Below are 16,286 nucleotides of genomic sequence, written 5' to 3' on the forward strand. Positions count from 1 at the left end.
ATTCCGATATAGTTTCGGCTATGGCAGCGCTTTTACAATAAAGACAGTTACATGAAAAGGCTTACAATAAAAGCTTGGTGTGGCTAAAATTTGACGGAGGTGCTTTACATGGGGGGAAGATTTAAACCGCTGGTTCGTCTTGGCATACTCATGGCGATGACGTTCAGCGTAGTCCTGTCCGGCTGCGGCGGCAGCAAAGACAACAGCGCAGACAACGGCAGCAGCTCTACAGGGCAGACAGCAACCGGAAGCAGCAGCGACGGAAAGGTGGAGCCGTTCAACGTGAGCGTTTTCATCGGGGAAGCCGGGCAGCAGCCCACTCCGGACAACAAGATTTACAAAAAAATCAAGGATGAGACGGGAGCCACGTTTAATTTCGAGTTTTTGGCAGGCGACATTAACCAGAAGCTGGGCGTCATGATTGCCGGCTCCGACTACCCGGATCTGATGACCGGCAACACGAAGCTGACAGCGGCTGGAGCCTATATTCCGCTGGAGGATTTGATCGAGAAGTATGCGCCAAATTTGAAGAAGCATTATGAAAAATACTGGAACATGATGAAGGACCCGAACGACGGGCACATTTATATTCTGCCGAACTATGGAGTATACAACGGCAAGCTGAACAGCACCTGGTATTCCGGGCCGGCGTTCTGGGTTCAGAAGGACGTGCTGGCTGAGGCTGGCTATCCGAAAGTGAAGACGCTGGACGAGTACTTCGACCTGATCGCCAAGTATAAGGCGAAGCATCCGACCATCGACGGCAGCCCGACGATCGGTTTTGAGATTTTGAACTATGACTGGAAAAACTGGGGTCTCTTTAACCCGCCTCAGCATCTGATTGGTCATCCGAACGACGGCGGCGTCGTTGTGAACAATGGCGTAGCCGAAATTTTTGCCGATAAGGATTATGCCAAGAAATATTACCAGAAGCTGAATCAAATGAACGAGCAGGGGCTGATCGACAAAGAGACGTTCGTACAGAACTTTGACCAGTACCTGGCCAAACTGTCCAGCGGCACGGTGCTCGGCATGTTCGACCAGCACTGGAACTTCCAGAATGCTGAGAACTCTCTGATTACCCAGAAGAAGTTTAACCGGACGTATGTGGGACTTCCGCTCGTATATGACACAAGCACGAAGGACTATTATCGCGACCGGGCTGTGCTTAACCTGAACAACGGCTTCGGAATCAGCGTCAATGCAAAGGATCCTGTGAAGATCATCAAGCTGCTCGACACCTTGATCACGGAAGATTGGCAAAAAGTGTTCTCATGGGGCATTGAAGGTGAGGACTACATCGTCAACGACCAGGGCCGGTTTATGCGAACCCAGGAGCAGCGCGATAAGCAGTCGGACGGAACATGGAAGCTGGCGAACAAAGCTGACGCCCTTTTCGGAAACCTGCCGAAAATCGAAGGAAGCTTCAGCGACGGCAACTCCACCGACGCCGCTGCACAGCCGGAAGAATACAAAGCGGGCCTGAACGATTACGACAAAAAATTCCTGGAAGCCTACGGCTATGACAGCTACGTCGATTTCTTCAGCGAGCCGCCGGAGAATCCGATTTACTACCCGGCCTGGTCCATCGATCTGGTCGAAGGATCGCCAGCCAAAGTAGCGAACACGAAGCTGAACGATCTGTCCACCAAGTATTTGCCGAAAGCCGTTTTGGCGAACCCGTCCGATTTTGATTCGGTATGGAATGAGTACACGTCACAAATTCACAAGGTCGATGTCAAGGCGTACGAAGACAAGATCAACGAGCAAATCAAGTGGAGAATCGACAATTGGAGCAAATAAGGGTTCACAGAAAGTGGGAGGCGCGAATGAGCGCCTTCCGCTTTATAGATACCCGCTCCGGAATTTGAATATGGTGAGGAGAGCAAACGTATGGCTGTGACTGTAACCAATAAGAAAGCTGTCCGGAAACCAGAGAAGAAACGGAAGCTGACCTGGGCTGTGCTGAAGAGCCAGCAGCAGTTGATCTGGATGTCCGTGCCCTTGACGCTGTATATCATTTTATTTGCCTACGTTCCGGTATGGGGCTGGACGATGGCATTTCAGAACTACAAACCGGCGCGTTCCTTCAGCCAACAGGACTGGGTCGGATTCAAGCAGTTTAAATTTTTGTTTACCGATGACGATTTTATGCGGGTGCTGCGCAATACGCTCGGGATGAGCATTATCAATCTCGTGCTTGGTTTCGTAACGGCAATCGTGCTCGCGCTGCTGCTCAACGAAATTCGAAAGGTCATTTGGAAAAGGACGGTACAAACGATTTCTTACCTGCCGCACTTTTTGTCCTGGGTTATCGTGACCGGGATCGTAGCCACTTCGCTGGCTTCCGACGGCATTGTCAACGATATTTTGATGAAGCTGCATTTGATCAAGGAACCGATTTTATGGCTTAGCGAAGGAAAGTATTTCTGGGGCATCGTCGGTGCTTCCCATGTGTGGAAAGAAGTCGGCTGGAACACGATCATCTATCTGGCCGCCATGGCGTCGATCGATCCCGCGCTGTACGAAGCAGCGGAGATGGACGGAGCCAACCGCTACCGGAAGATGCTTCATGTAACTCTGCCGGGGATCAAATCCACGATTGTCATTTTGCTGATCATGTCCATCGGTCATATTTTGGACGCTGGCTTTGAGGTTCAGTACCTGCTCGGCAACGGGCTTGTCGTGGACTGGGCCGAAACGATCGATATCTTTGTCTTGAAATACGGGATTGCTCAAGGAAACTATTCACTTGCCACAGCCGGCGGGATCTTTAAAACGGTCGTGAGCGTCGCCCTGTTACTGGTGGCCAACTGGACCGCAAAGCGGCTTGGGGAAGAGAGGCTGTTATGAGTATGGAAAATCATCAAATCAGCCCGCAGGGAGCGGCTGGTGTTACGATAAGAAAAAGCATGCGCTCGAGCAAGGTTGAGCCGGTGCTGTTCAATACGATTAATGCGATTTTTATGATCTTTTTGGTGGTTGTCACGCTGTATCCATTTTTGAACACGATCGCCGTGTCGCTGAATGCAGGCAACGATACGATCCGCGGAGGCATTTATTTATGGCCACGGCAATGGACGCTGCAGAACTACAAGGCGGTGTTCGCATCGGGCACGATTTATGACGCGTTTTGGATCTCCGTGGCTCGGACCGTGCTGTCCACGGTGCTGAACATCTTCCTGACAACGATGCTGTCGTATACGCTGAGCCGGAAGGAATACGTCTTCCGCAAGCCGATCACCGTCATTTTCGTGCTGACGATGTACTTCAGCGCCGGCTTGATTCCGGGATACTTCCTGATCAAGGACTTGCACCTGCTGAACAGCTTCTGGGTGTATATTTTCCCGTCCATGATCAGCGCGTTCAACATGATCGTCATCCGCACCTATATCGGAACGATTCCGGACAGCCTGGTCGAATCGGCCAAGATCGACGGCGCCGGGGATTTCAAAATTTTCCTGCGGATCATTTTCCCACTGTGTACACCGGTGCTTGCCACCATCGCACTGTTTGTGGCCGTTGGTGCATGGAACTCCTGGTTTGACGCATTCCTGTACACCTCCTCCAGACAGGAGCTCAGTACACTGCAGTATGAGCTGATGAAGCTGCTCTCGTCGAGTATGAACTCCAACAGCAATCCGAACGTGGCAGCAGGCGTCGGCGTGAACCAGGAAACCGCGGTATCGATGGTGACGCCGCTCTCGATCCGCGCAGCCATAACGATTGTGGCCTCCGTTCCGATTCTGGTGGTCTATCCGTTCCTGCAAAAGTATTTTGTGGTCGGGCTCAATGTCGGCAGCGTGAAAGAGTAACCGAGTCAAAGAACGGAAAAGCGCAGTGGATAGCGATTTTTCGAACCCTAAGGGAACCGCATAGGGGCCTTTTAGTGGCCTCCCAAGAGGTCATCGTGGCGGTCGCCGAAATTAACTAAAGTCCAAATTAACACCCATAGGCGGGAGGGAGTCTGTCATGAATTCAACGGGTACGCATACCGAGCAGGCGCTGAAGGATCTTTTCGCGCAGCATTTCCGGATCGGAGCGGCGGTCAATCCGCGGACGATCCGGTCGCAAGAGCAGATGCTGGCACACCATTTTAACAGCATTACCGCGGAAAACGAAATGAAGTTCGTCAGCGTTCATCCGGAGGAAGGCGTGTATACGTTTGAGGATGCTGATCTGCTGGCCGATTTCGCCGGCAGGCACCAAATGGCGATGCGCGGACACACGCTTGTCTGGCATAATCAGACCCCGGACTGGCTGTTTGAGGATAGCCAGGGACAGCCGGCCGGCAAGGCCTTATTGCTCGAGCGGCTCCGCTCGCATATCGATACGGTGGTGGGACGGTACAAGGGCCGGCTTTATGCCTGGGATGTGGTCAACGAGGTTATCGCCGACGAAGGTGACGCGCTTCTGCGTCCGTCGAAGTGGCTGGACATCGCCGGGCCGGAGTTTATCGCCAAGGCGTTCGAATACGCCCATGATGCCGATCCGGACGCCATACTCTTCTACAACGACTACAACGAATCACATCCCGCCAAGCGGGATAAAATCTACGCGCTGGTGAAGTCCTTGCTGGAGCAAGGCGCGCCGATCCACGGCATCGGCCTGCAGGCGCACTGGAACCTGTTCGATCCGTCCCTGGACGATATCCGCGCGGCGATCGAGAAGTATGCTTCGCTTGGCCTGCAGCTGCAGCTCACCGAGCTGGACGTGTCGGTCTTCCGCTTCGATGACAGGCGGGCCGATCTGACTTCGCTGGAGCCGGGCATGCTCGAGCGTCAGGCGGAGCTGTACGAGGGCGTGTTCGGTCTGCTGAAGGAATACCGCGACGTCATCAGCGGGGTGACGTTCTGGGGGGCGGCCGACGACTATACGTGGCTGGATGATTTTCCGGTGCGCGGCCGCAAAAACTGGCCGATGCTGTTCGATGCGCAGCACCGTCCGAAGCCGGCTTATGACCGGATCGCCGCGTTGTTTGCGGAGTAGGCGGAAACGCAGTGAAGAAGCGGAATCTTGCAGCTTGCAGCAAGCAAGCGCCTGGTATTCGATGATGCCGTTCCCCTATGATCTACGGGGGACGGCTCATTCCTTTACCAATTGGATGTTCTAAATCGGAATACATTCGTTGCATTGAAACTTCAATGGGGTTCGGGCAGAAACGTCATGCGTCTTACCGACAGGGCAGCGTTGAATATCAAAGAGCGGCTGGCTGAGCGAGGGATTGGGGTCTCGCCCATCGATGGTTATCGAGTCTGAAATGAAGGGAAAATCGAGACTTAAACAGGGGGGTGAGAGGAAACCAAATTTTAATCCGGCAATATAGAATGAACAAAAAAAGAATGTTATAGGCCGTATTGGGCCGTTATAACAGGAAGTTTTAGTGCAACACTTTTGTTCAATCTATATAGCGAAATGATTCTATCGAGATAATGGAGGTATTAATGGAAATGCACGCAACGTGGTCACGTCTGAAAAAATCGGTTTGCGGATTGTTAGCCGGTGTAACGGCCCTGTCGATCGTACTGGCCGTGCCGGAGCCGGCTCAGGTGTCAGCTTCAAGTAACGCCACCATCAACTTATCGGCGGAAAAACAGGTGATTCGCGGTTTTGGGGGAATCAACCACCCCGTCTGGATTGGGGATTTAACGGAAGCCCAAAGAGAAACGGCCTTCGGCAATGGGGACAACCAGCTGGGCTTTTCCATCCTTAGAATTCATGTGGATGAAGATCGGAACAATTGGAGCAAGGAAGTTGAAACGGCCAAGAGTGCGATTGCACACGGAGCTATTGTGTTTGCATCCCCTTGGAATCCGCCGAGCGATATGACAGAGACGTTCAACCGGAACGGAGATGCGTCGGCCAAACGGCTAAGATACGACAAGTATGCCGACTATGCCCAGTATCTTAACGATTTCGTTACGTTCATGAAGAACAACGGTGTGGATCTATATGCGATATCCGTCCAGAATGAGCCTGATTATGCCCATACCTGGACGTGGTGGACCCCTGAAGAGATGCTTCGCTTTATGAAGGAAAATGCAGGCTCCATTAACTGCCGGGTTATCGCGCCGGAATCGTTTCAATACCTGAAAAACATGTCCGACCCTATTCTGAACGATCCGCAGGCCCTAGCCAATATGGACATTTTGGGTACCCACCTGTACGGGACCCAGATCAGCGATTTCGCGTATCCTCTCTTTAAGCAAAAGGGAGCGGGCAAAGAACTGTGGATGACGGAAGTATACTATCCGAACAGCGATGCTAACTCTGCAGATCGGTGGCCCGAGGCGCTTGACGTGTCCTATCATATTCATAATGCGATGGTAGAGGGAGATTTCGAGGCTTACGTATGGTGGTATATCCGCAGGCAGTATGGTCCTATGAAAGAGGACGGTACGATAAGCAAGCGCGGGTATAATATGGCTCATTTCTCCAAATTTGTCCGCCCCGGCTATGTCAGGGTCGATGCAACGAAGAACCCCGATACCAACGTCTACACTTCTGCATATAAAGGCAACAACAAGGTCGTGATTGTGGCCATTAACAAAGGCACCTCAGCGGTAAGCCAAACCTTCACCTTGCAAAACGGCAAGGCGTCGAAGGTCATCCCATGGGTAACGGACGCCAGCAGAAATATGACCGCCGGATCTTCGATTAAAGTAAAGGGCGGTTCTTTTACGGCTCAGCTTCCTGCCCAAAGCGTGACAACCTTCGTAGGCGAATTGGCGCATTAAACGGTGCAAACTAAACGGTGGGACAGGATGATGATTTCGGCCCGCCGGCTCGCTAGATGGGAACGATATGTAACAAAAAGAGAACACCTTGAGGCCTTCTGGCTGCTTCTCGCCGCCTTTATCGGCTTTTCCCGGATCTGAAGCGGCGTCCATTACCCGACCGACGTTATCAGCGGCGCCATCATTGCCATCGTAGTGTCGGCCGTCGTTTACAAGCTGTCCGATAAGCTGGTTTGGAGCTGACATTTCGGCTCGTGGCGGACGTTCCCCGGCAACTATTCACGGTAAGGGCAGCAACGGAGCAAATGAGGCAAACCACCGCGAAAAAAACAAATTTATTCAGAAGAAAGCCGTTAATAGCGCCGTGTGCGCCGTTAGCGGCTTTTTCGTTTCTTGCGGCAGCTAGGGACAGGGTAAAGCTAAAGGAATAACGCGAGGTTAAGGTGGGGCGGAGATATGATTTACTTGATAATGATTATCAATTTCGTTAAAGGGGGATGGATGATAACGAAAATATCCTTGTAAACAAAGGGAAAATGATTATTTTTAAAAATAACATTATTGATATTGATAATCATTATCAATGGTGCTAAACTGAAATCGTTACCTGGTAAACAATATTTTGATGAAATTGGAAAACGGGCAAAAATGGCGCGGGGTGGATTTGACCAAGGAAAGGAGCCGTAGTGAAAGTGGAGCATGCCGATGATCTAAAAAAGGCCATTTTCGGACTGCACTGGAAATTCATTCATTTGACGGAAGAATACGAAAGCCAGGAACATGCCAATTTGGCCGAACAAGCCCGGGCGTGCGGGATTACGGATTGCCCGGAGAGCGTCACGAGCATTCACGTCGTCGACTGCATCGGCAAACATGAACCCATTAACAATACCGCGATTGCGGAACGCATGGAATTGTCCAAGGCGAGCATTACCAAGATCAGTGCCAAGCTGGTGGACCACGGTTTCATTACGCGGGCGCGCATGCCCGACAACAAGAAGGAAATTTATTTTCACCTGACGCCGAAAGGGAAAAAGCTTTATGTATTGCATGATAAGATGCACCGCGCCGGGGAAGAACGGTTTAACCGTTTTCTTAGCCGTTATTCCGGAGCCGAGCTCGATTTCATCAAAACATTTTTTGAAGACGCCGTAAACGAAGTGGAAAACGCCATTCAGAAGGAGATGTAAATATGAACACGACACTGCGAATTGATCAGCTGCGGGCATCCGTTGAGGGAAAGGAAATTTTGAAGGGACTGAGCCTCGAAGTGCGGGGCGGCGAAATCCATGCGGTCATGGGACCGAACGGAACCGGGAAAAGCACGCTGGCTTCGACGCTGATGGGGCATCCCAAATATGAGGTGTTGGGCGGATCAGTAACTTTCAACGGGGAGGATTTGCTCGAAATGGACGTCGATGAGCGCGGACGGGCAGGTTTGTTTCTCGCCATGCAGTATCCAAGCGAAATTACGGGCGTGACCAACTCCGATTTCATGCGCAGCGCCATCAATGCAGGACGCGGGGAAGGAAATGAGATTTCCCTGTTGAAGTTCATCCGCCTGATGGAAGCGAACATGAAGACGTTGGAGATGAACCCCGAGTTTATGCACCGGTATTTGAACGAGGGGTTCTCCGGCGGCGAGAAAAAACGGAACGAGATTTTGCAGATGATGATGCTGCAGCCGAAAATCACGATTCTCGACGAAATCGATTCGGGTCTGGACATCGATGCGCTCCGCATCGTGGCCCAGGGCGTCAATTCGCTGCGCAGCGCCGACCGCGGGTTTCTGATCATCACGCATTACCAGCGGCTTCTGGATTATATCACACCCGATTTTGTCCATATCATGATGCAAGGCAGAATCGTCAAATCCGGCGGGCCCGAGCTGGCGCAGCGGCTGGAAGCGGAAGGTTACGAATGGGTGAAGGAGGAGCTCGGCATCGAAAACGAGACGGTCGGGCAAGACGAAGACGCGTTTCAAATGCCGATGAACACGACGGGCCCAAAAATCCGATAGATGCTGGAGGAATCGAAAATGAATACGATCATGATGTCTGTGGACAGGAATCAGGTGCTTGAATCCTTCCGCGCGGACCAGGAGCCGGAATGGGTGACGGTGCTTCGGGAGCAAGGTTTTCGGCTGGCGGAGGAGCTGCCGCTCCCTAAGCTTGAGAAAACGAACATCGAAAGATGGAATTTGGGAACGTTCGGCGAGATCAGACGCCCGGCGCAACGCGATTCCTTGAAGGACGCAGGGGGAGCGACTTCGGAATGGATCGATTCGGATAACGCGCTTGTGCAGCGCAACTCCGGGATCGAGTTCCATCGGCTCACCGAGGAGCTTAGGGGACAAGGCGTTATTTTTACCGGCCTCGAACAGGCGGTGCGGGAAAATCCGGAGCTTGTCAAGCCGTATTTGATGCAGGCCGTCCGGGCGGACGAAAACCGGATGACGGCCATTCATGCCGCGCTGTGGAGCGGAGGGGCATTCCTTTACGTTCCGAAAAACGTCCAAGTCGCGCAGCCGCTGCAGGCGCTGTTCCTGTTGGATGACGAAGAAGCCTGCTTTATGCCGCATGTGTTGATCGTGGCGGAAGAAAACAGTTCGGTGACCTTCGTCGAAAGCGCGGTGTCCGCGGTGAGCCGCAAGCATGACCAATTCGGGATCACGGAGGTGTTCGTCAAACGCGGAGCCGAGGTCCATGTCGCGTCCGTGAGGGGCCTTGGCAAGCAAGTAACGGACATGACCTACCGCCGCGCGCATGTCGAAGCGGCCGGCCGCATCCGCTGGGTCGTCGGCGAGATGAACGCCGGCAACGCCATGGCGGACACCGCATCGATTCTTCAAGGGGACGGCGCGGAATCGGACGCCAAAGTGATCTGCGTCGGAGCGGGCGAGCAGCACATGAATTTGACTACCCGCGCGGTGCATATCGGGCAATTTTCCACGAGCGACATGGTGACTCGCGCTGTGATGCGCGAAGACGCGACGGCGATCATTAACGGCATCACGAAAATCGAAAAAGGGGCGAGCGGCACCAACGGCCAACAGACCGAAAAAGTGCTGATGCTGAGTCCGAAGGCCCGCGGCGACGCCAATCCGATTTTGCTGATCGACGAAGACGACGTGCAGGCAGGGCATGCCGCCAGCGTCGGGCAGGTGAATCCGGAACAGATCTTTTATTTGATGTCCCGCGGCATTGCCCAAGCGGAAGCCGAGCGGCTGATCGTTTATGGATTCCTCGCTCCCGTCATTTCGGAAATTCCGAACGACCGTTTGCGGGATCGGCTGCAGTCGCTGGCGGAACGCAAGCTTGGACAGGCTTGAACAAAGGAGGGAATGGAATATGGCTAAACAAATGCCTGAATTGGATGATTATAAATACGGCTTCAAGGATGCGCACCAATCCGTCTTTCAAACGGCCAAAGGGCTCAGCCGCGACGTCGTCGCCGCCATTTCGGAGATGAAAGGAGAACCTGCGTGGATGCGCGATTTCCGCTTGAAGGCGCTGGAGCAATTTTTGGCGATGCCCATGCCGCAATGGGGAGGGAACCTGAACGACCTGGATTTCGACGATATCCATTATTACGTGAAACCGGCCGAGCGCCAGGGGAAAACCTGGGAGGAGGTTCCTTCCGAAATCAAGGAGACCTTCGACAAGCTGGGGATTCCCGAAGCGGAGCAAAAATACCTTGCGGGCGTATCCGCGCAATACGAATCCGAAGTGGTGTATCACAGCATGAAAAAGGAACTGGAGGAGCAGGGCGTCATTTTTACGGATACCGATACCGCGCTGCGTGAGCACCCCGAGCTGTTCAAAACGTATTTTGCGACGGTCATTCCTCCAAGCGACAACAAATTCGCAGCGCTGAACAGTGCCGTCTGGTCCGGCGGCAGCTTCGTTTACGTGCCGAAAGGCGTGAAATGCGAGGTGCCGCTGCAGGCTTACTTCCGGATCAACTCGGAAAACATGGGACAATTCGAACGCACGCTGATCATCGCGGACGAAGACAGCTTCGTGCACTACGTGGAAGGCTGCACCGCGCCGATCTACAGCACGAATTCTTTGCACAGCGCCGTGGTGGAAATCATCTGCCGGAAAAATTCGCGCGCGCGGTATACGACGATCCAGAACTGGGCGCCGAACATTTACAACCTGGTGACGAAACGCGCCGTTGCGGAAGAAAATGCGAATATGGAATGGGTGGACGGCAACATCGGCTCCAAGCTGACGATGAAATACCCGTCGGTGCTTCTGAAAGGCCGCGGCGCGAAAGGGTCCGTGCTGTCGATCGCCGTTGCGGGCAAAAACCAGCATCAGGACGCCGGAGCGAAAATGTACCATCTTGCGCCGGACACCACGTCGACCATCATTTCCAAATCGATTAGCAAACACGGCGGCAAAGTGACCTACCGGGGCCTTGCTTCCTTCGGCCGCAACAGCGAGGGTGCCAAATCGAACGTCAAATGCGATACGTTGATCCTGGACAAAGAGTCGACTTCAGACACGATCCCGTACAACGAAATCAAAAACGACAATATTACGCTTGAGCATGAGGCAACCGTATCCAAGGTTTCCGAGGACCAGCTGTTTTACTTGATGAGCCGGGGACTCAGCGAAGCGGAGGCGACGCAGATGATCGTCATGGGCTTCATCGAGCCGTTCACGAAGGAGCTGCCGATGGAATACGCGGTGGAAATGAATCGGCTGATCAAATTTGAGATGGAAGGTTCTATCGGGTAAAAGAGGGCGAACTATGTTGGTATCGGATATTGTCGTTCGGGATGTTGTGAAAGTGAAGGAGAGCGAACGGATTAGAGACGTTCTGGAACGTTTTTTGCTCTATCAAATAGGCGAGCTTCCGGTTGTGAACGACCGCAATGAAATCGTCGGATGGATCACCGCGTGGGAGATTATGAAGCGGATCGGCAGAACGGGCCCCGTGATCGTGCCGGCGATGATGTGCAACGTTTTGTTCCCTTATGCGGCGCTGCTCGACAATGAGGACATGGACCGGAAGCTGCATCGATTAATGGATTGCAACGTCATGGATATCGCTGCCCGCAAAGCGCCGGTCATCCGGTTCGGCTCGGAGCTTGACGAAGCGGCCGCCCTCCTGGGGCGGGTTCATGCCCATTCGCTGCTCGTCGAAAAAAACGGCATTCTGGCAGGGAAGGTAAGTCCGTACGATATCCTTCGTTGCACATGCGTCGAGCCGCCAGACTTATAAACATCGATAAAGGAATGAAAACCGATGGCAAGAATAAGTATTTCGGAGATCATCAAAGACGTGTGAACCGGCCTTTGTCCGAATACGGGGAGCGGTATTTGCCGACCGCTTTTCTTGTGTTCGAGCATCCGGAAGAAGCGAACATCCCGATCATTTGGGCCGGTTTGAATCCGAAGGACATCGATCCCGGAAAAAAGTAAGCCATTGCTGCATGCGGCCCCAGCCTGGTTTTGTTGAACGGCAAAATAAAGGACAGCCTGAGGCTAGAACACCTCCCTTCCAAGGGAGGTGTTCTTTTGCTTATCACTGTAATCTCCGGTATATGCTCAAAGTCCGGTCTTACTTGCTAATCGTCCCCGCCACCGGAACCGTCTGCCGTCTGCGCTCCTTCATATAGACGGCCAGCACGATCAGGAAGGCGAGCCCGACGAGCAGGGCGCCGATCCAAGGGAGGGAGGTGAGCCCCATCTCGTCGATGACCCATCCGCCGAAGAAGGCGCCGAACGCGTTGCCGAGGTTGCCGGCCGAGTGGTTGGAGGTCGAGGCGAGCGCGGGCGCCTCCTGCGCCAGGTTCATAATTTTCACCTGAATGCCCGGCATGACTGCAAACGAAGCGGCTCCCCACAGGAAGATCGTGACGACTGCGCCAACAGGGCTTTTGACGGTAAAAGTGAAAATCGTCAGCAGCACACAGATGGAGAGAAAGATGCCCAGGATCGCGGGCATCAGCTTCCAGTCGGCGAGCTTGCCGCCCAGCATGTTGCCGACCGTGACCCCGATGCCGAACAGGACGAGAATCCAGGTGACGCTGCTTTCATGGAATCCGGTCACCTGCTCCAGCAGCGGGGCGATATACGTAAAGACGGCGAACAAGCTTGAGTTGCCGACGGCGCAGGCCAGCAGGATGATCAGCAGCTTGGGCTGGGCTACCGCCCTGAACTGCTTGCCTAGGCTGGCCGACTCATCGCGGCGGATCCGCGGGATGAACAGGACGATGCCGATCAGGGCCACGATCCCCATCACCATGATCGCGCCGAAGGAGGCGCGCCAGCCCAGGTGCTGGCCGACAAAGGTGCCCACCGGCACGCCGATAATGTTAGCGATTGTCAGGCCCGCCATCATGATGGATACTGCGCCGGCCCGCTTATGTGGCTTGACGAGGCCGGAAGCGATGACGGCGCCGACGCCGAAGAAGGTGCCGTGGCACAGAGCCGTTATGAGGCGGGCTGCCATCAGCACGGTATAGTTCGGTGCGATGACGGCAATGCCGTTGCCGAGAATGAACAGCGCCATCAACAGGCAGAGCAGCAGCTTCTGCGGAAGCCGGTGAGTTAAGATGGTCAGGATCGGGGCGCCGACCGCCACGCCCAGCGCGTAGCTGGTGATCAGCTGCCCGGCTGTGGAGATGCTTACGTTCAGATCATCGGCTACATTTGGCAGAATGCCCATGATCACGAATTCGGTCATGCCGATCGCAAAGGCGCCCACCGTCAGCGACAGAAGGGAGACAGGGAAGGGTTCCTTGCCCTTTGCCGCCGTACGGGGATGCAAATCTGGAGTAGAAGTAGAATTCATGCTGCAGCTTCAACCTTTCTGAAACCAGACGGTCGCCGTCCGGAAAATGTTCTTCCTCCATAGTAACAGGAAAACAGGGGATTTTCAGAAAAAGTTTCACGGTTACTGGTTAGACAGGGTGCTTGTAAAGGGCCGAAACGTACTAATCTTTGAAAGAAGAAGTTGACACGAAGTGTTATAGTAAGCGGTTTAATTGGTATTTTCATTGAAAACGTAATTCTGAAAATTTGCATTTCATTCGATGGAATTTCCTCAAAAACGGAAATTCAGACGAATTTCGACAAAAACATGACATATATATTGACACGAAATCTCAATTCTATTAAAGTTCAATTAATAACATCACTGGAGAAATTATAAGACCAAAGTCGGACGCGAATTCGGGTAATTATCCCTAAATGCCGAGTTAGAATCCACTGTTTTCCATTTTCCTACCAAGATTTTCTCCATAGGTGAAATTAATTAAAATGGAGGACCGTCTCCGATGCAGAAGCACGATCAGGATTATATCCGGAGGAAAAACAGAAGTACGGTGTTTGAACTGATCCGTAAACACTCGCCCCTGTCCCGTGCCGAGATCGCTAGACTGACAGGAATGAGTCCCACGACGGTCAGCCGGATCGTTTCCGAGCTGTACCAGCAGGACTTTATGCATGAGATCGAGCAGACGACGACCGGCGTCGGACGGAAAGCTGTGATGCTGCACGTGAATCCCGGCTCGGTGCTCTCCGTGGGCGTTGAAATCGACCGCAGCGGCATCCGGATCGGCATTGTGGACCTGGATGGCAAGGTGGTCCACAGCACGCAGGTAATGCGCGATTCCCGCGAAACGCCGAAGGCAACGCTGGAGCGTATCGCCTCGGCCATAGAGGAGCTGATCCAGGCGGAGGACATCGACCGCCGCAAGGTGGTCGGCATCGGCGTCGGACTGCCGGGCATTGTCGACTACGCCGGGGGCAGCGTGGTACTGTCCGCGCAGCTCGGCTGGAAGCAGACCGACATCGCCGGGGAGCTCCGGCGGCTGACCGGATTTGAGGTCGCCGTGGATAACGAGCTGAAAGTCCGTGCGCTGGCCGAGCACCAATATGGCTCGGCGAGAGGATCGAGCCGCTCGGTGCTGATCGGCTTCGGCAGCGGGGTCGGCTCGTCCCTGATCATCGATGGGGAAATCTATCGCGGGGAGACGAACAGTGCCGGGGAAATCGGGCATACGGTAGTAGACCCGGGAGGCCTTCTGTGCGAGTGCGGCAAGGTCGGCTGCCTGCAGACCTATATCGCCGAAGCGTCGCTTGTTGAGCAGGCCAACAAAATCAAACCGATCGGAACGCTGGAGGAATTGTTCCAGGCGAGGAAGGACGGAGAGTATTGGGCGGCGAGCATTGTGGACCGGGCCATGACTTTCGTAGCGGTCACGGTCAGCAACATCGCCTGCGTATACAACCCGGATACGGTGATTCTGACCGGCAAGCTGGTGGAAAGCTTCCCTGAAGTCCGGGACTTCATTTCGGACAAATGCATGGATCAATTTGTGTGGGAGCCGCTGCGCGGAACGTTCCAGATCGTCTACTCGTCTCTGGAGAGCGACGGCGTGGTGATCGGATCGGGCATACTGGCCCAAAACCTGTTCCTGGACATCGACAGACAGATGGAGCAGGCAGACTAAATTTAACGAAGCGGGTGTTGACGTATGAAATTGGAACCGTTGGTGGAGGAATACCGCGGCGGCGTGCTGGAGAACGTGCATCTCGGCGTGCTATGCGGCGTATCGGATCAAGGAGATGTCATCTATGAGGTGGGCGATGCGGAGCATATGACCTTCCTGCGTTCGGCGGCCAAGCCGTTCCAGGCGATCCCGGTTATGAAGCAGAACATCGCCGAAAAGTACGGGCTGACGGATGCGGAAGCCGCCATGTTCGCCGCCTCCCACCGGGGCGAAACGTATCATATCGAAGCATTGGAATCCATTATGGCCAAAACCGGCCTCAAAGAAGAGCAGCTGCTGTGCTGCCCGACCTATCCGCTGAACGATGAGCCGAAGTTCGCCCTCATGCGGGAAAATAAACCGCCGCGCAAGCTGTATCATAATTGCTCCGGCAAGCATCTTGGCATTCTGGCCGCGGCGAGGGAGATGGGCTTGCCGACCGAGACTTACTGGCAGCCATCGCATCCGCTGCAGCAGGACATCCTTCACACACTCGCGGACATGGCCGAATATCCGGTCGATCAGATTAAAGTAGGCGTTGACGGCTGCGGATTTCCGATCTTTGCGCTGCCGCTGAAATCGATCGCCACGGCATACCTGAAGCTGGCCTGCCCAGAGCTGATCCGTGATGCCGGAACGCGGGAAGCCGTGCAGCGCATGGTCCGCTATATGCACGCGGCGCCGGACAGTATCGCGAGCCATCAGTTTATCTGCTCGGAGCTGCTGCGGGACGACAACATCGTCGCCAAGGGAGGAGCCAAAGGTGTCTACTGCTTCTCTTTAATTCGGGAACGCGTCGCTTTTGCGCTGAAAGTGATCGACGGCTCGGAGACACCGTGGCCGATCGCCGTTGCTTCGATCCTCGAGCAAATCGGATACAGCAACCAGGCCACGATTGACCGTCTGTATACGGTCGTTCCAAAGGAAATCAAGAACGACAACCACATTGTAGTCGGCGAGCGCAGAGCCGCTTTTACCCTGGCAGGTAAGTAAACGCAAGCTTCTAATAAATTAATACTCTCCTTTTTCGAAAAATG

The 16,286-nt window shown here is 53.9% G+C and carries 13 protein-coding genes and 1 pseudogene; 13 read left to right on the forward strand and 1 reads right to left on the reverse strand.

What is annotated here, in order from left to right; genetic code table 11:
- Positions 1–108: 108 nt before the first annotated feature.
- The 11 genes and pseudogenes from ABID47_RS08620 to ABID47_RS08675 form a co-directional block, all read left to right on the forward strand.
- Positions 109–1,803: an ABC transporter substrate-binding protein gene (locus ABID47_RS08620; RefSeq protein WP_354495920.1), complete on the forward strand. Its 1,695-nt coding sequence runs from the start codon at positions 109–111 to the stop codon at positions 1,801–1,803.
- A gap of 90 nt (positions 1,804–1,893) precedes the next feature.
- Entirely contained in the window at positions 1,894–2,853 is a 960-nt protein-coding gene (locus ABID47_RS08625; protein WP_076170531.1) for an ABC transporter permease, read from the forward strand.
- Between the two features lie 2 nt (positions 2,854–2,855).
- The gene (locus tag ABID47_RS08630; protein ID WP_076170816.1) at positions 2,856–3,815 is read left to right on the forward strand and encodes a carbohydrate ABC transporter permease; all 960 of its coding nucleotides are present in this window, start codon (positions 2,856–2,858) and stop codon (positions 3,813–3,815) included.
- A gap of 157 nt (positions 3,816–3,972) precedes the next feature.
- Positions 3,973–4,989 carry an endo-1,4-beta-xylanase gene (locus ABID47_RS08635; protein ID WP_354495922.1) on the forward strand — a complete coding sequence of 339 codons (1,017 nt, stop codon included), beginning with the start codon at positions 3,973–3,975 and terminating at the stop codon, positions 4,987–4,989.
- 461 nt (positions 4,990–5,450) lie between these two features.
- A complete protein-coding gene (locus ABID47_RS08640; protein ID WP_354497266.1) occupies positions 5,451–6,737 on the forward strand; it encodes a glycoside hydrolase family 30 beta sandwich domain-containing protein in 1,287 nt (428 codons plus the stop codon).
- A gap of 686 nt (positions 6,738–7,423) precedes the next feature.
- Complete coding sequence (locus tag ABID47_RS08650) at positions 7,424–7,927, forward strand: MarR family transcriptional regulator (RefSeq protein ID WP_354495925.1); 504 nt, start codon at positions 7,424–7,426, stop codon at positions 7,925–7,927.
- Between the two features lie 2 nt (positions 7,928–7,929).
- Entirely contained in the window at positions 7,930–8,757 is an 828-nt protein-coding gene (gene sufC, locus ABID47_RS08655; protein ID WP_354495928.1) for a Fe-S cluster assembly ATPase SufC, read from the forward strand.
- An 18-nt stretch (positions 8,758–8,775) separates the two neighbouring features.
- The gene (gene sufD, locus ABID47_RS08660; RefSeq protein WP_354495930.1) at positions 8,776–10,068 is read left to right on the forward strand and encodes a Fe-S cluster assembly protein SufD; all 1,293 of its coding nucleotides are present in this window, start codon (positions 8,776–8,778) and stop codon (positions 10,066–10,068) included.
- A gap of 19 nt (positions 10,069–10,087) precedes the next feature.
- Positions 10,088–11,485, forward strand: coding sequence for a Fe-S cluster assembly protein SufB (gene sufB, locus ABID47_RS08665; RefSeq protein WP_354495932.1), 1,398 nt, complete (start codon positions 10,088–10,090; stop codon positions 11,483–11,485).
- Positions 11,486–11,498: 13 nt separating this feature from the next.
- Positions 11,499–11,972, forward strand: a complete 474-nt coding sequence (locus ABID47_RS08670) for a CBS domain-containing protein (RefSeq protein ID WP_354495934.1) — start codon at positions 11,499–11,501, stop codon at positions 11,970–11,972.
- A gap of 62 nt (positions 11,973–12,034) precedes the next feature.
- Positions 12,035–12,172, forward strand: a pseudogene (locus ABID47_RS08675) (phosphodiester glycosidase family protein); the annotation flags it as partial.
- Between the two features lie 139 nt (positions 12,173–12,311).
- Here ABID47_RS08675 and ABID47_RS08680 read toward each other — a convergent pair.
- Entirely contained in the window at positions 12,312–13,547 is a 1,236-nt protein-coding gene (locus ABID47_RS08680; protein ID WP_354495936.1) for an MFS transporter, read from the reverse strand.
- Positions 13,548–14,031: 484 nt separating this feature from the next.
- Here ABID47_RS08680 and ABID47_RS08685 point away from each other — a divergent pair, with 484 nt between their 5' ends.
- Complete coding sequence (locus ABID47_RS08685) at positions 14,032–15,210, forward strand: ROK family transcriptional regulator (protein ID WP_354495938.1); 1,179 nt, start codon at positions 14,032–14,034, stop codon at positions 15,208–15,210.
- A 24-nt stretch (positions 15,211–15,234) separates the two neighbouring features.
- Positions 15,235–16,242 carry an asparaginase gene (locus ABID47_RS08690; protein WP_354495941.1) on the forward strand — a complete coding sequence of 336 codons (1,008 nt, stop codon included), beginning with the start codon at positions 15,235–15,237 and terminating at the stop codon, positions 16,240–16,242.
- The last annotated feature ends 44 nt before the right edge of the window (positions 16,243–16,286 follow it).

The organism is Paenibacillus favisporus, assembly GCF_040545415.1.
GTDB lineage: Bacteria > Bacillota > Bacilli > Paenibacillales > Paenibacillaceae > Paenibacillus_AQ > Paenibacillus_AQ favisporus.

What these genes read in the sequence shown, in the direction of transcription:
- ABID47_RS08620 (WP_354495920.1), top strand. Translation starts at nt 109, where the DNA reads ATGGGGGGAAGATTTAAACCGCTGGTTCGTCTTGGCATACTCATGGCG.
- ABID47_RS08625 (WP_076170531.1), top strand. Translation starts at nt 1,894, where the DNA reads ATGGCTGTGACTGTAACCAATAAGAAAGCTGTCCGGAAACCAGAGAAG.
- ABID47_RS08630 (WP_076170816.1), top strand. Translation starts at nt 2,856, where the DNA reads ATGGAAAATCATCAAATCAGCCCGCAGGGAGCGGCTGGTGTTACGATA.
- ABID47_RS08635 (WP_354495922.1), top strand. Translation starts at nt 3,973, where the DNA reads ATGAATTCAACGGGTACGCATACCGAGCAGGCGCTGAAGGATCTTTTC.
- ABID47_RS08640 (WP_354497266.1), top strand. Translation starts at nt 5,451, where the DNA reads ATGCACGCAACGTGGTCACGTCTGAAAAAATCGGTTTGCGGATTGTTA.
- sufC (WP_354495928.1), top strand. Translation starts at nt 7,930, where the DNA reads ATGAACACGACACTGCGAATTGATCAGCTGCGGGCATCCGTTGAGGGA.
- sufD (WP_354495930.1), top strand. Translation starts at nt 8,776, where the DNA reads ATGAATACGATCATGATGTCTGTGGACAGGAATCAGGTGCTTGAATCC.
- sufB (WP_354495932.1), top strand. Translation starts at nt 10,088, where the DNA reads ATGGCTAAACAAATGCCTGAATTGGATGATTATAAATACGGCTTCAAG.
- ABID47_RS08670 (WP_354495934.1), top strand. Translation starts at nt 11,499, where the DNA reads ATGTTGGTATCGGATATTGTCGTTCGGGATGTTGTGAAAGTGAAGGAG.
- ABID47_RS08680 (WP_354495936.1), bottom strand. Translation starts at nt 13,547, where the DNA reads ATGAATTCTACTTCTACTCCAGATTTGCATCCCCGTACGGCGGCAAAG.
- ABID47_RS08685 (WP_354495938.1), top strand. Translation starts at nt 14,032, where the DNA reads ATGCAGAAGCACGATCAGGATTATATCCGGAGGAAAAACAGAAGTACG.
- ABID47_RS08690 (WP_354495941.1), top strand. Translation starts at nt 15,235, where the DNA reads ATGAAATTGGAACCGTTGGTGGAGGAATACCGCGGCGGCGTGCTGGAG.